This window comes from Trichocoleus sp. ST-U1 (assembly GCF_039961835.1).
In the GTDB taxonomy this organism is placed as follows: domain Bacteria; phylum Cyanobacteriota; class Cyanobacteriia; order Cyanobacteriales; family FACHB-T130; genus FACHB-T130.
This window is the reverse complement of the sequence record NZ_JAMPJZ010000064.1, coordinates 1-15,316: the sequence shown is the minus strand read 5'-3', so window position 1 is coordinate 15,316 and position 15,316 is coordinate 1. Positions and strand designations below refer to the sequence as shown.

Here is a 15,316-nt window from a genome sequence, read left to right as displayed (position 1 = left end):
TAACAGCTAATCGCTAACAGCTATAGCTAATTTACAGCCAATCATCATCATCATCCCAATCATCCTCAGGTTGAACAATTCTCGAAGTCCGGCGGGGAGCCGCGTCACTATCCCGACTATACCGCTGACCGCCTGTAGAGCCGCTATTGCGACGGTCATCGTCATAGCGATCGCGCGAACGGCTACCCTCCGAGCGATCCTGATAGCGGCTACCCTCCGAGCGATCTTGATAGCGGTTACTTTCATAACGATCTTGATAGCGGCTACTCTCATAGCGGTCTTGTGTCGAGTTGCCAAACAAGGAATCGCCTTCACCGGAAAACGTGCGACGGATCGATCCGAAAAAGTCGTCCTCGTCCTCCATTGATTCCATCCGCACCTCTCGGTTCAGCTCGTAGAGAGCATCCTGGAGATCGCTTTGTGCCCGATCCACAGACCGATCGTCATCGCGGGCAATGCTCTGGCGCAGTTCCTGCACCATGTTCTCAATGCGACGCCGCTGACCGGCAGCAAACTGCATTCCATAGGTCAGCGCCACTTCTTTCAGTTGCCGTTCCGCACTGAAAGCCAGTGCTTCGGCGCGGTTGCGCTTCTCCACCCGTTCGCGCCGTTCCCGATCTGTTGAGGCATATTGCTCGGCTTCCTGAATCATCCGGTTAACTTCCGATTCGCTTAAAGTGGAAGCCCCTTGAACGGTGATGCTCTGCTCTCGCCCTGTCGTCCGGTCTAACGCCGTCACCTGCAAAATCCCGTTGGCATCAATATCAAAAGATACCTGAACTTGGGGCACTCCTCGCGGTGCTGGGGGAATGCCAGTGAGCTTAAACCGCCCTAGCGACTTGTTATCAGCCGCCATTTCCCGTTCCCCTTGCAGGACGTGAACTTCCACCAAAGTTTGGTTATTTTCAGCGGTCGAGAAGATATCCGAACGCCGCACGGGTATCGTTGTGTTTCGGGGGATGAGTTTCTTCATCACGCCGCCTATCGTTTCCAATCCTAGGGACAAAGGCGTAACATCCAGCAACAGCACGTCTTTGACTTCACCGGCGAGGATTCCCGCTTGAATTGCGGCACCCACTGCCACGACTTCATCTGGGTTAACGTTCTCGTTCGGTTCCTTGTCAATTAAGCTACGAACCAGCTGTTTCACCAAGGGAATGCGAGTAGAACCCCCCACTAACACCACTTCGTCAATCTTGGAGGGGTTAAGACCAGAATCCACTAAAGCGCGTTTGACGGGTGCCTTCAATCGGCTCACCAAATCCCCACACAATCCTTCAAATTGCGCCCTCGTCAACCTGGTTTCTAAGTGTACGGGACCTTCTTCCGTGGCAGTGAGAAAAGGTAAGTTAATATCCGTGACTGTAACGCCAGACAGCTCAATTTTGGCTTTTTCGGCGGCTTCCGTGAGGCGTTGTAAGGCTTGGCGATCGCGTCTGAGATCTACCCCTTCTTTTTCCAGAAACTGCTCTGCCAGCCAATCCACAATTTTTCGGTCAAAATCGTTCCCGCCCAATTGGGTGTCGCCACTGGTGGCTTTTACCTCAAACACTCCATCCCCCACTTCCAGGATGGAAACGTCAAATGTACCGCCGCCCAAGTCAAACACCAGAATCGTCTGAGTATCCTTGCGATCCAAACCATAAGCCAAAGATGCAGCCGTTGGCTCGTTAAGAATCCGCAATACATCCAACCCGGCGATTCGCCCAGCATCTCGCGTCGCTTGCCGTTGGGAATCATTGAAATAAGCCGGAACTGTAATCACCGCGCCCGTCACCGGTTGTCCCAGATAACGACTCGCCTCATCTGCCAACTTTTGCAGCACCATTGCCGAGATTTCTTCTGGAGCAAATTCCCGCTTCAGTCTGGGGCATTTGACTTTAATATTGCCCTCGTCATCCCGCCGAATCGTGTAGGGAACTTGCTTCGAGGTGGGGCTGAGTTCCGCATACTTGCGTCCGATGTACCGTTTTACCGCATAAAACGTATTCTGCGGGTTTAGAACGGCTTGCCGCCGTGCCATTTGTCCAACTAGGCGTTCCCCGTCTTTGCTGAAGCCTACCACGGAGGGAGTAGTCCTCATGCCTTCCGCATTGGCAATGACAACGGGCTTGCCGCCTTCCATGACAGCTACGACTGAGTTGGTTGTTCCGAGGTCAATGCCGACTACCTTGCCCATGCGATTCGTGTTCTCCTTACCTAACTTAATATACTGAGAACAATTTGCTGGATTTATTCTATCTTGCTGTCAGGAATGAGCAGTATCAGGCAAGAGAGAAACTCAATGATATATCGACTCTTTATTATTTTTGCTGCGAATCATCGCTTCTTGTCCCGCTTTACTGCCGTCGTGGCAGGATGTTTGCTGGCGATTGGCTGTTCGACAACGCTAGTACCCCAAATTACCCATAGGAACCTGCTGGTTCAGCCCTTAGCTGCCACAACAGCAGCGACTAAGAGCGATTCCTTGTCGGAGGCAATTAACTACGCTAACAGGGCTGCTACCCTGGCTCAAACGGCTAGATCGGCGGCGGACTGGGATGAAGTTGCCCAAACATGGCTAAGCGCGATCGCATCCCTGCAAGCCATACCACCCGACAGTCCCCAACGAGTCTATGCCCAGAAGAAAATTATCGAGTATATGGCTTTTTTGCAGGTAGCCCAACAAAGAGCCGCTGCAACCAGCTTTCAGTTAAAATACCCTACCTTTAACAACCAATTGCTTGATAATCAGCTAGTTCTTTATCTGTCCTACATCGCTGCCCTTGGCCCACCCGATATTTTAATTGTAGGCAGTTCCCGCTCTTTGCAGGGAGTCGATCCCAAACAGATGCAGCAAGCTTTAGCGGGTAAAGGTTTTGGGGGATTGAAAATCTTTAACTTCGGGGTGAATGGTGCGACTGTCCAAGTGATTGATTTGTTGTTGCGGAAAATTTTAACCGAAGAGCAGTTGCCGAAACTCATTGTGTGGGCGGATGGAGTGAGAGCCTTTAACAGTGGGCGTATAGATCGGACTTATAACTTGATTTTGGCTTCTCCAGGCTACAAGCGCTTATTAACGGGCAATCGCCCCTTAAGTGGTATTACACCCTCTAACCGCCCGGATACACTCTTAACAGCGACCCCACCTCCAAACCTCAACTCAGTTGCTGATACCAACCTAGACGAAATTCCCCAGAACGAAAGCCAGTTTAATATCACCCTTTTGAATTCTCAGCCGTCCAGCGAGACAATACTGGCTCAAAATACTCTAGGAGGATTGACTCCCGACTACTCGGCAGCGGCAATCGACGCCAATGGATTTCTTCCCGTAAATATTCGCTTTAATCCTGCTATTTACTATCGACAAAAGCCGCGAGTTGCAGGCGCTTATGACAGTGATTACAGTGCCTTCCAACTCGGAGGTAAGCAGGAGGTGGCGTTGAATAATTTAATGGTATTTGCCAAGCAGCGTCGGATTCCAGTATTCTTCATCAACCTGCCTTTAAGTAGAGATTATTTAGACCGAACTCGTCTTAGAGCTGAGCAACAATTTAGATCTTATATGGTTCGCCAATCTAGTGCTAAAGGATTCATCTTTCTCGACTTATCCAGACAGTGGACAAACCAAAATGGCTATTTTGCCGACCCCAGCCATCTAAATCGCTATGGTGCGGCTGTCATCGGTCGCCAAATTGCTGCCGATACTAGAATTCCCTGGCCTCGCTAGATAAAATATTGTCCGCACCATTGAATGCTAGAGCTAAACAAAGCTCGCAATGCGGACAATTAGCATCTATTTTTTCCTTATTGTCATTGCGACGATTTGGTACGATTGCACCCTTGGGGTTTAAGTTTTCTCTCCCTAATCTCCTAAAACTCCTCGTTCTCATCTAAATCTAAATAAGGATCAGGATTGAAATCTTGTTGTATTGTCACTTCATGCTCATAAAAAGCTTGAGGATTTGGAGGATAACAGAGAATAAATCTAGTCTGTTTAATTTCAACAGCATCTTCAAGCCGAGTTTGGATGGAAATTACTTTTTTTAATAGCCGTTGATAAATGACCAAGCTAGGGCAGATGACAACTAATTCTGTCATTCCAGTGTCGTGATGAGTGATTCTCCACTCACAATGGCTAAACAACGCTTTTAGGGAACCATTTAGCTTTTCATACAGGCGTTGTCTTTGAGCGCGTACTGCTGCAAGCTCCTTTGCCAGTGCCCTATCTCGTTCGCTGAGTGGTTGAGGTGCATCGGGATTGTCTTGACTCATCGGTCTTTCCTGCGGGTTCAGCTCGGACGATAATTTCTCATTATTGCCCTGATGCGATCGCAGCTAATATTCATCGATCGGGAGAGGGTGACAACTTTACAGAGATTTGCAGTGGGGTAGCGCTATCTTCTGTAACGAAATGCAACGTATAATGAGAGCGACCAAACACGCAAGCAGCTATAAGGGTAGACCATCAGATGCGAGTTGCGATCGCTGGGGCGGGTTTAGCAGGGCTTTCCTGCGCCAAATATTTGACAGATGCCGGTCACACTCCCATCGTTCTAGAACGTCAGGACGTTCTAGGCGGTAAGGTGGCAGCATGGAAAGACGAAGACGGCGACTGGTACGAAACCGGACTGCACATCTTTTTTGGGGCTTATCCCAATATGTTGCAGCTATTTAAGGAACTCGGTATTGAAGATCGATTGCAGTGGAAAGAACACACAATGATCTTCAACCAGCCCGATGCCCCCGGTACTTATTCTCGCTTTGACTTTCCGGACATTCCGGCACCATTTAATGGCGTCACAGCGATTTTGGGCAACAACGATATGTTGACTTGGCCTGAAAAAATTCGCTTCGGGATTGGTTTAATTCCGGCGATGGTTCAGGGGCAAAAATACGTTGAAGAGATGGATAAATACTCGTGGTCGGAATGGATGAAAAAGCAAAACATCCCCCCACGGGTAGAAAAAGAAGTTTTCATTGCCATGTCCAAAGCACTGAACTTCATTAACCCAGATGAAATTTCTGCCACGATATTGCTGACCGCTCTCAATCGCTTCCTTCAGGAAAAAAATGGCTCAAAAATGGCATTTTTGGATGGTTCCCCGACCGAGCGGTTGTGTCAGCCAATGGTAGATTACATCACCGAGCGCGGTGGGGAAGTGCGGTTGAATATGCCGATCAAGGAATTTTTGCTCAATGCCGATGGCACGGTGCGGGGATTCTTGATTCGCGGGTTGAATGGTGCTGCGGATGAAATTATTACGGCGGATGCTTATGTATCTGCAATGCCGGTTGACCCCCTGAAGGTGATGTTGCCTCAACCTTGGCGTCAGATGGAGTATTTCCAAAAGCTAGACGGCTTAGAGGGTGTCCCGGTCATCAACGTGCATCTGTGGTTTGACCGAAAATTAACTCAAATTGACCATCTGCTGTTTTCGCGATCGCCCTTGCTTAGTGTCTACGCGGACATGAGCAACACCTGTCGCGAATATGCGAACCCCGACCGCTCAATGTTGGAATTGGTGCTGGCACCAGCAAAAGATTGGATTAGCAAATCGGATGGGGAAATTGTAGACTCCACCGTTGCAGAATTGGAAAAACTTTTTCCCGATCATTTTGGGGGTGAGAACCCAGCCAAGTTGCTGAAATATCACGTTGTCAAAACCCCTCGTTCAGTCTACAAGGCAACTCCAGGGCGTCAGCAATATCGTCCTTCCCAAGAAACACCGATTGCGAATTTCTATTTGACGGGTGATTACACCATGCAGCGTTACCTAGCGAGTATGGAAGGTGCCGTACTTTCTGGTAAGCTGACAGCGCAGGCAATTGTGAGCAGTCAGTCGTCAGTAGTCACCGATCAATCGTCAACGGTCACCGATCAGGCGTTAGTCGTTAGTGGGTAATGGTTAGGGGGAAAGAGTCTACTCCCGAATATCTGACTATCTATTACCTGCTACCAAAGAACAACAGACTCAGGACAATTGACAATTGACAACGGAAAACTGACAATCTCTGGTGCCTGTACTGAATGCTGCAACTGTCTAATTTCCCGCGCATGAGAACGCTGGCTTCAATAGAGGACGCTTACCAACTCTGTCGCCAGATTACGGCTAAGTACGCAAAGACGTTTTATCTGGGTACGCTGCTGATGCCAGCAGCCAAGCGCCGTGCCATCTGGGCAATTTATGCTTGGTGTCGTCGCACCGATGAACTGGTAGACGGTGCCTCAGCTGCGATTACGACTCCTGAAACTTTGGATCGATGGGAAAAACAGCTAGAATCTGTTTTTGCCGGCGAACCCCTAGACGACCCGGATGTGGCTTTGGTAGATACGCTGAAACGCTTCCCGATGGATATTGAACCATTTCGGGATATGATTGCGGGTCAGCGAATGGATCTCTACCGCAGCCGATACAAGACCTTTGAGGAACTCAATCTTTACTGCTATCGGGTTGCCGGGACGGTGGGGTTGATGTCTACTGCGGTGATGGGTGTCGATACGGAACCGTATACAGCACCCTGGAAACGCAATCAAGAGATTTATATTCCGACCTCGGAAGCGATCGCACTTGGCATTGCTAACCAACTCACTAACATCCTGCGAGATGTCGGAGAAGACGCCCGTCGGGGTCGCATTTACCTGCCACTCGAAGAATTAGCGTTATTTAACTACACCGAACAGGATCTGATGAATGGGGTAGTCGATGAGCGATGGCGCGAATTGATGCGTTTCCAAATTCAACGGGCGCGCAAATTCTACGTTGAAGCCGAACAGGGAATTGGTGCCCTTAGCCCCGATGCTCGTTGGCCCGTTGCGGCGGCTTTAATGCTCTATAGCCAAATTCTCGATCGGATTGAACGCAATCAATACGATGTATTTAGCACCAGAGCTTACGTCCCGACTTCCCGGAAGCTGCTGAGTTTGCCAGCGGCTTGGTTGAGGGCGCAGGTGCTATAACTCTGTGGAGCTGGTGGCTTGTGGCGCTAGCGACAACCAGAGGAAAATCAACTCACGTCTGTAAACCCTATGTTTTTTGGGATTAGCCATTCCCGATTTCAAGTCCGTTTATTGAGCAATCGATAAACGGACTTGCTCCTATTTGATCCTTTGATAGCCCCAAATCAACCAGAAATGCGGCTCAGGTTGCCTCTAATGGGCAACGAATGCGGCTAGATGAGGATGCGATCGCTCTCGTTCTTCAAGCCTTATTAGCACTCCCAGCAATCTCTGGCGGCAATTCAAAGCAGCCATCTTCCCCCGGAGAAAAATCCAGCACTTGCACCACAGCATTGATATTTAAAGGTCCATAGATATGAGGAAACCGTTCTCCTTCGTCGAATCCCTCGTATCGGATTTCTGCCTCAACTGCCTCCGAATCAAGGCACAGGAGGACTAAGCCCCTTTGGGAATGAAAAAAGCTATTCGCTACATTAATAACTTGCTCTGGCGTTGAGCAGTGGATAAAACCCTCCGATTCCAGCGTATCGCCACAATATTTTTTAGTTGATTTTGCTTCTTCCCACTGTTCGCGCTGCGTGATGTGCAAAATAATACTCATAAAATTTCGCAAAAATTGTTAATTTTACAGTTCAATTGGTAAGAGATAGGGTCTTCTTTACTTGCAAAAATAGAGGCAAAATCCGGTCGGCTTAAGACTAAAAACCTTCCCTGTGTAGCTCGCCTTGATGCCTGAAACCACGCAGGCAAAGGCATTTGATGGGTTTGGCTAACCCGAACCCAATCTATAATTATGCTTGACCAAACCGGATTGAGTCAAAGCAAATCTTACCAATTAGACGAATTCCCCTTTGGCAACTAAAATTACTTTACCACCCACCGATACTTCAATGAAATCAGCCTTTTTATGAGCCTTTAACAACAACAAAGAAGGTCTGCCAATTTCATACCCTTGCTCAACTCTGACATCAACTGTCTCTGCTCCAAAATAGGAATGCTGAACCAAATAACCAGCTAAACAACCATTCGCACTTCCTGTAGCAGGATCTTCGGGAATTCCTGCATACTCGGCAAACACTCGCACGCTCAAGTTATTCTCTGGATGATAAGTTTCAGGACAGAAAACCAATATACATTTGCCTTGAGTATGACTAACTAAATCAAAATATTTATCCTTATTTACCTTGATTCGCTTTAAGGATTGGTGCGTTTTCAAGGGAACGATAATAAAGGGAACTCCCGTAGAAACTTCTTGAATCGGGAATCGAGGATCTATCTCGCTGGGTTCTAAATTCAAAACTTGGGCGAGTGCCTCTCCCTCGAAGGTTTGGGTAAAAATAGGTGGTTTTTGCTGCATCCACAACCATTCTACTGCTTGCTCTCCGTAATGCAGCGATACAGGAATCTGTCCGACTTTTAGATTTAAAATTAAGTTTTCAACCGGCTGATTAATAATTTCTTGTTGCAGAATATAAGCAGTCCCTAAGGTAGGATGCCCTGCAAACGGTAACTCTTGCTCAGGCGTAAAAATCCGCACATCATAACCTCCATCTCGAACCTCTGGAGAGGTTATAAAAGTGGTTTCCGAGTAGTTTGTCTCTTTAGCAATTTTTTGCATTTGAACATCAGAAAGCTCACCGGCATCCGTAAAAACTGCTAGTTGATTACCCGTATATTTTTCTACGGCAAATACATCAACAATGTAAAAGTGAAGTCGCTTCATACTTGTCAAAATCGCTGCTATATGGTTTATTAGCAAGAGGCTGGGATCGCGTCTAAATGCACAACTCAGCCAGAGGGAAGATATACCAAATAAGGAGGTTGGTATACTAGAGAACGTTTGCAAATCCAGAGTGCATTGTAATTAAAGATTTTTTTGCCAATGCCATTTTTCGGACTTTTTTGGGTAACTTCTTGGGTCAGTTGTTTTTTCTCTAACCAGGCGTTGTCGAGTATACCTGATTACCTCTCGATAACACTTCCAGCCAAGGTTTTTTCATCTGTCAATAATCCGCTAGATAGCGATAAACCTCTGTTTGTTAACTCTGTAGGAGCGGGGAAACCCTACTCTTATTTAAGCGGTTTACATTCTCAAAAATTCAGTGCGTTCTTGCCTTCCTGGGATTTCCAGCTAGGAGGAAATCAGAACCAATCTTCATCAAACAAAGCCAAAACGCCCGAACAATCTAGGCGGAAGCTAGCGACGGTGGATAATGTGCTTTGCCGCCCCGGCTCAGCACCCACAAAGGAAGCGCCAGTAGCGCCAACTATCCTATCTCAGTCGGCTTCATGGGTTGAAGTTCCCGCCAGTCGAGCGTCAAAGCCGAGTTTTCCAAACAGAATCATGCAGGTGATGCAGAATTTGTTGAAATTGCCTGCTTGGGCTGAATCTCGCGATACAACGCCTTCGCCGGTTGCAGTCGTTCAGATTCGCGACAAAGGCGCATTGGGCGATCGCTTAATCAATGAAAACATCGGGGAAAAAATTGGAAAACGGCAAGGTTTTTGGATGTCATTGGCTGGGCGCAAAACCAAGAGCGTCACCACATCCGGCGGAGAACCGGAGCAGTTTCAAGTCTGGGTGAAGGGACATTTGGTGGCTCAAATCCCCGAAAAACCCCAAGCTGAGCGATTTGCCAAGCGAATCGCGCAACTCCTGCAAAACTCCAATGTAGACGCTTCGCAACTGAAACCAACGCTGGTGGATGGGAAGCCGGGGGGTAAGCTAGGCAACAACCAGTTGTTTGTAATTGACGACGCGATCGCTACCGACTTCAATCGCGATCGCCAACTCTTGGCAATCGAATGGGTAAATAATCTCCGCCTCGCCTTGGGAGAAACGCCTTTAACCTTGGTGGAAGCTCAAGCCCAAATGCACGGATTAACCCAGACAGATACCAAACTAGAGGGTTTAGCTTCTTGGTATGGGGGTTATTTTCACGGACGCCAAACGGCAAACGGTGAAATCTATAACCAGGATGCACTGACAGCGGCTCATCCCTCTCTGCCTTTTAATACCTTTTTGAAAGTGACAAACTTGAAAAATGGGGATGCTGTCATCGTACGGGTGACTGACCGTGGCCCCTACATTGCGCCGAGAACGCTGGATTTGTCGCGGGGAGCCGCTCGTTGCGTTAAGAGCGAAGAGGTGGGCGTGATTCCCTATGAAGCGGTCGTAATGAAACCGCTCTAAGGAACGTGGATTAAATCGCTTACACTCATCCACCTTCCGTCGGGGCATGGCACTGCCATACCCCGACGCAAAGAATTGAGGGTTTATAAATCCACGTTCCTAACCCTTGTTTCTACTTTCCTCTGACGGCTTAGCCTCTATTCAAGGCAGCGGATAGCCTCTAGCAATCCCTTAGCTTTGTTGAGGGTTTCTTGGTACTCAGTTTCGGGGCGAGAATCGGCAACCAGACCCGCACCCGCTTGGACTGACACCTGATGTTTCCCACTGGCTTGAGAACGAACAACCATCGTGCGAATCGCGATCGCTGTATTTAATTGCCCCTCAAAGTCATACCAGCCATAAGCCCCCGAATAGGGGCCGCGACGGCAGGGTTCGAGTTCGTGAATAATCTCCATCGCCCGAATCTTGGGGGCACCGCTGACGGTTCCGGCGGGGAAGCAGGCTTTGAGTAAATCCCAGGCGGTTTTATCGGGCGCGAGTTCTCCTAGCACGTTGCTGACGATGTGCATCACATGAGAGTAACGCTCGATTAGCATCAATTCATCGACTCTTACCGTGCCGCTGGTGCAGACGCGCCCCAAATCATTGCGGCCTAAGTCAACCAGCATGACGTGTTCGGCAATTTCCTTTGGGTCTTGAAGTAAGTCCTCAGCAAAGGCGTCATCTTCTTTTGGCGTCTTCCCTCGCGGGCGCGTTCCGGCAATCGGGCGCACGGTCGCGCTCATCCCCTCCTCTGTTAGCGCCGCATCGCCTCCGTAAGAACTCAGCACCGCCTTCACCATCACTTCCGGGCTAGAGCCAATAATCTGCCAATCGCCGAAGTTGAAATAAGCCATATAAGGCGAGGGATTAATGAGGCGCAAAGAGCGATATAAGGCAAAAGGGTCGCCGCTATATTCGGCACAGAGTTGTTGAGACAGGACGACTTGGAATATATCTCCAGCGCGAATATAATCTTTTGCCTTTTCGACATTGGCGCAGAATTGTTCGCGTCCGGTGTTGCTGGTGTAGGTGAGTTGCTTCTCCCGATTTTCAGGGGGCGTCCATTGCAACAAAGTATCTTTTCCCGACAAGGGTAGCTGGAGTTTGCTCACCAATTGAGTAACGCGATCGCACGCTTGTTGATATGCCTGAGCCAAATCCACATCTGGGTCGCGCAAATCTGCATACGCGATCGCCCAAATCTTCCGCTTCACCTGATCGAAAATAATCAGGTTATCTACCTGCATCCACAATCCATCCGGTAAATCGTCCTCTGAGGCGGGATAAATCGGCACGCGCGGCTCTATCCAGTTAATTAGTTCATAACCCCAGAAGCCAAATAATCCGCCGATTCCGGGCGGCAATTGGGGCAACGTTACCGGGTGAAACGGCTTTAGGCAGTAAGCTAATGCCTGAAACGGATCGCCTTCAAACGCGATCGCCCTCCCGTCACGGTGGGTTTGCGTCGTTTTATTTCCTCTCGCCTCCAACACCCACAAAGGATCGCAGCCGACAAAACTGTAGCGACCTACTTTTTCCCCACCTTCCACGGATTCCAGTAAAAAGCTATAAGGCTGTCCAGCACAGACTTTGTACCAAGCAGACACGGGTGTATCTAGGTCTGCCACCCATTCCTGATACACCGGCACAAAATTACCCTGTTTAGCCAGATCGGAAAATTGGGAAAAATCAGGAAAAATCATAATTTTCTTGCGTTCTGGATCGAGGCGATTCGCCCTAGCGCCGCCATTATTCATCCAGGGTAAAACAGAAATGGGCGCAAATGGGAAAAGGGAAGAACCAGACGCTTTAGTTCATCCTTCATCTTTCTCCTTTAGACTCTCGTATTTTTGTTTTATCTAATTTCCCCAATTTATCAGGGAGTTTTAGAGGATAAGTCGTGGGGAGCAAATATAGCAGTTCTCAGTTGGGTGGAATATCTTGCGGTTCTAATGTTTGATAGGCGCTTTTGGATTGTCATGCTCCTACAGATGTATCGCACCCAAATGAGAATTGCGATATCTGAATTCAAACTTGTTAACCCAACAGAATTGCCCTTGCTTCGCCCATTTATCGCATCATCTTTAACGAAAAAGTAGGGTGGATGCCCACCCTACTAATGCTAAATAATTAAAAAGGTGCTAAACGTCGTAAGTCGCACGACCGCTAAACTTAATCGTTGGCGGTTCCGGGTTGCTGCCAATGTTCCGTTCTACCTTATTCACATAAGGACGACCTTGATTGACTTTCTCTGGGAAGACGCCATCCTTCGGATGCAGATACTCCATTTCACCGTTCGGGAAGACACGGTAAATCTTGTAGTTGTTGATTTTGAACTTGGCTCGGAGTACCTGACCGCCTAACATGATGCAGTATTCTTTACGTGCTAGGTATAGCACGTTATCACCTTGGTTCATGATGGCAGAGCCACCAGTGGGCAATTCAAATACTTGCTGTTTCGGGCTTGTCCAAGTGATGGCGTACTTTTCTTCTAGTTCAGCTTTGGTGAGCAAACCGCCGGTACCGCCGCCAAATATGGGGGTTTGTCCAGTAAGAGTTTCTGGCATAGATTTTTCTCCCAACGTTTTAGGGCATCCTATCACCGAGGCAAGGCCTGTCTTGCGAGTCTGTCAAGAACTGTAACAGTTTGTCATTAGCCATTTAGTCATGAGTCATTTAGTCATTAGTCATGGGTCATTAGTCAAGCACTGCTGACTACTAATTGCTGACTAATTTCATCAAAGACTACTGACTGCTGACTGTCTTGCCGCGATAGGGACGGTAAAGTGAAACTGACTACCTTGGTCTTTACCGGCGGATTCAGCCCAAATTTCACCGCCCCAACCCGTGACAACTTGGCGACAAATCGCAAGTCCCAGACCAGTACCGCCAGTAGTTCGCCGCAGAGCGCCTTCTTCCTGATAGAACCGATCGAAGACAGCCTCCAGCCGGTTGGGTTCAATGCCACGACCTGTATCGGCAACCGTAACTTCAAGCATTGAGCTGTCGTTACACTCAGCGAGTATCGTAATTTTTCCTTGAGGCGTTGTAAATTTGCAAGCGTTGTCCAGCAGTTTGGCAAGCACCTCGACCAGCCACTCCCCATCCGCTCGTACTAAAGGCAGCGAATCAGACACTTTAGTAATAATCTTTGGTAGCTGACCATCGGAATTGCGGGCGCGGATACTGCTGAGGGCAAGATCGATGCACTCTGGCAGCGCTAGGGGTTCTGGATGCCATTGCACCCGACCACTTTCTAGGCGAGAAAGGGTGAGGAAATCTTGAACCAGTTTACGCATCCGCTCGGCGTCGGTGAGAGCGGTACTGAGCATCACTTGCCGCATCTCCGGGGGCATATCAGGTTCGCTCGCTAGACTTTCCAGGCAGACTTGGATAGTAGAGAGGGGGGTGCGGAGTTCGTGACCCGTAATTGCGACTAAGTTGCTGCGAGTGCGATCGAGAGCTTCTAGCTGTTGGTTGAGGTCTTCCAGGTTCGCGTAGGCTTCGGCTTGAATCAACGCCCCGGCGATTTGAATAGAAATGGCTTCTACAAGTTCTAGTTCGTCGTCCTGCCACTCGTAGGGGGTAGCACCGCAATGATGCAGCTCTACTATCCCCAGTAGTCGATCCTGATATAGCACTGGCATCATCAGCCAAGACTGAATAGCAAAGCGGCTAGCTAGAGTTTGAAGTGGGCGATTGGAAGGAAGTTCCGACACTCCTACCGATATTCCTGCCGACACTCCTACAATGCGAGGGTCGATATGAGTATCGGCAACATAAACTCGCTCTCGGTTCTGCACAACTTCCTGAAATAGAGGATTTTCCTGTAAAGGCCAATTCTGACCGAGTGCAGAGGCAAGTCGAGAATTCCCGTTATCGGTCACTTTCAAAAATTCATGGTTAATCGTGGCAGAAGTATCGGTTTCCCCGGCACGATAAATCAGACACCGGCAAGCAAACAATGCCTGTCCTAATTCCTGTACGGCAATGGATAGAATTTCATCCGGGTGTAACGGCTGTCCCGTATGGCTACCCCGCCGGATGGCAGCCGTAATCGAGTTGACTAGGCGTTCTTTGCGTTCTTGGGCGGAAATTGAGCGATAAGCTTTGAGCAGCTTGTACTGCCCCGCTTGCAAGTAAGTGACTAGGCACTGAACAAAGGGGTCGGGATTGTCGGTTAGAGACTCTGGAGTTTGGGCGGAGGGTTCCTTTGCCGCCTGTGGCTGTACGGAGTTTTGAACTAAAAAATTCTGCCGATTCGCTGCTTCCCGATCGGTTTTTCCAAAGGAAGTTTCTAAAAACTCTCCCCTCGAAGGAATGCCGTAAATATTTCGTGCTTGAGCGAGCTTTTGAGCCAATTCCGGACGGTACTGCGAAATCCGATTGAGTAATAATTCAGCAACGATGAAACTGACTTGCCGATCGAACGTCCAGATTCCCTCAAACCGGCGGGCGGGGTCTATCCCTTCAAACGATGACATCCGCAATCGGGAGGTGGTTCGAGGAAGGTCAGAAGTGCGGCGGCTAGGGGAAAAGGCCGGTGCGATTCCTTTTCTAGCTGCGGTCTTTCCTCTTACACCCTGACGCGATCGCCCATCCTCTGTTAGGTTTCGTTCTCGACAAACCAAGCAGGTAGCATAATTCTGCCCGATCACCACTAAGTGCCACTCTTGACTTAAACCATCGGTCGGCTCAAAAGCAACAGTTTCATAAGCTTCCGAACTGTTGCTAAAGTCGGTTTCTGGGGCTGCCAGCACATATAACTGCTCTGTCCGTTCTGCAATCCGTCGATAACGGTGAGCTTCCTGACGATAGAAGCGCTCTCGCTGGAAACTGGCAATCACCAGATGCTGGTCTAAAGATGCCAGAACCTGGTCTTCCATCGCATGAGATAAGGCGATTAAGGAAGACTTGAAATACATTTGAGGTCGCAGCTGGGGCAGGACTTGCAGCAAATCTGCCAGCACAGAAGTCGGGATGATCATTTAGTAATTTGCCGAGTTTCGTACCCGTTCTATGCCTATCGTACAAAAGAGCGTTCCCTACTAACGGTTTGAATATTTCCTTGTAATCCGGTTTTAACGATTGTAAATTCTCACAAAATTGCTTAACTCCACGTTCAAGGGCAGCTAAATCACACTTGTGTGAGTTTTGTTATTTGATGGGCGTGAGTTGAGGGAAACTCAATGATTGCATTG

11 protein-coding genes are annotated in these 15,316 nt (G+C 48.7%); 4 read left to right on the top strand and 7 right to left on the bottom strand.

All coding sequences use genetic code 11. The annotated features are described in order from the left end of the window. Nucleotides 1-31: 31 nt before the first annotated feature. On the bottom strand, nucleotides 32-2,179 hold the full coding sequence (dnaK, locus tag NDA06_RS19685; RefSeq protein WP_190524324.1) for a molecular chaperone DnaK: 2,148 nt from the start codon (nucleotides 2,177-2,179) through the stop codon (nucleotides 32-34). 105 nt (nucleotides 2,180-2,284) lie between these two features. On the opposite strand from dnaK, the gene NDA06_RS19680 reads away from it, so the two are divergent. Beyond that, on the top strand, nucleotides 2,285-3,709 hold the full coding sequence (locus tag NDA06_RS19680) for a hypothetical protein (RefSeq protein WP_190985402.1): 1,425 nt from the start codon (nucleotides 2,285-2,287) through the stop codon (nucleotides 3,707-3,709). Between the two features lie 143 nt (nucleotides 3,710-3,852). Here NDA06_RS19680 and NDA06_RS19675 read toward each other — a convergent pair whose 3' ends face one another. Continuing rightward, a complete protein-coding gene (locus tag NDA06_RS19675; RefSeq protein WP_190678942.1) occupies nucleotides 3,853-4,254 on the bottom strand; it encodes a hypothetical protein in 402 nt (133 codons plus the stop codon). A 197-nt stretch (nucleotides 4,255-4,451) separates the two neighbouring features. On the opposite strand from NDA06_RS19675, the gene pds reads away from it, so the two are divergent. Further along, nucleotides 4,452-5,885 (top strand): 15-cis-phytoene desaturase, encoded by a 1,434-nt coding sequence (pds, locus tag NDA06_RS19670; protein WP_190985401.1) that lies wholly within the window; start codon nucleotides 4,452-4,454, stop codon nucleotides 5,883-5,885. 125 nt (nucleotides 5,886-6,010) lie between these two features. Next, the gene (gene crtB, locus NDA06_RS19665) at nucleotides 6,011-6,940 is read left to right on the top strand and encodes a 15-cis-phytoene synthase CrtB (RefSeq protein WP_190410266.1); all 930 of its coding nucleotides are present in this window, start codon (nucleotides 6,011-6,013) and stop codon (nucleotides 6,938-6,940) included. A gap of 241 nt (nucleotides 6,941-7,181) precedes the next feature. Here crtB and NDA06_RS19660 read toward each other — a convergent pair whose 3' ends face one another. Both NDA06_RS19660 and NDA06_RS19655 read right to left on the bottom strand, forming a co-directional pair. Continuing rightward, complete coding sequence (locus NDA06_RS19660) at nucleotides 7,182-7,541, bottom strand: DUF952 domain-containing protein (RefSeq protein WP_190985400.1); 360 nt, start codon at nucleotides 7,539-7,541, stop codon at nucleotides 7,182-7,184. Between the two features lie 234 nt (nucleotides 7,542-7,775). Then, nucleotides 7,776-8,663 carry a PhzF family phenazine biosynthesis protein gene (locus NDA06_RS19655; protein WP_190985399.1) on the bottom strand — a complete coding sequence of 296 codons (888 nt, stop codon included), beginning with the start codon at nucleotides 8,661-8,663 and terminating at the stop codon, nucleotides 7,776-7,778. A gap of 387 nt (nucleotides 8,664-9,050) precedes the next feature. Between NDA06_RS19655 and NDA06_RS19650 the strand changes: the two genes are divergently transcribed. Next, nucleotides 9,051-10,133 carry a septal ring lytic transglycosylase RlpA family protein gene (locus tag NDA06_RS19650; protein WP_242047409.1) on the top strand — a complete coding sequence of 361 codons (1,083 nt, stop codon included), beginning with the start codon at nucleotides 9,051-9,053 and terminating at the stop codon, nucleotides 10,131-10,133. 137 nt (nucleotides 10,134-10,270) lie between these two features. Here the strand turns inward: NDA06_RS19650 and NDA06_RS19645 are convergent, their stop codons facing one another. The 3 genes from NDA06_RS19645 to NDA06_RS19635 all read right to left on the bottom strand — a co-directional run bounded on the left by NDA06_RS19645 (nucleotide 10,271) and on the right by NDA06_RS19635 (nucleotide 15,103). After that, nucleotides 10,271-11,818: an anthranilate synthase component I family protein gene (locus tag NDA06_RS19645; RefSeq protein ID WP_348251821.1), complete on the bottom strand. Its 1,548-nt coding sequence runs from the start codon at nucleotides 11,816-11,818 to the stop codon at nucleotides 10,271-10,273. Between the two features lie 438 nt (nucleotides 11,819-12,256). Continuing rightward, nucleotides 12,257-12,682 carry a photosystem I reaction center subunit II PsaD gene (locus NDA06_RS19640; protein ID WP_190425504.1) on the bottom strand — a complete coding sequence of 142 codons (426 nt, stop codon included), beginning with the start codon at nucleotides 12,680-12,682 and terminating at the stop codon, nucleotides 12,257-12,259. Nucleotides 12,683-12,853: 171 nt separating this feature from the next. Continuing rightward, nucleotides 12,854-15,103 (bottom strand): DICT sensory domain-containing protein, encoded by a 2,250-nt coding sequence (locus NDA06_RS19635; protein WP_348251819.1) that lies wholly within the window; start codon nucleotides 15,101-15,103, stop codon nucleotides 12,854-12,856. Nucleotides 15,104-15,316 lie beyond the last annotated feature (213 nt).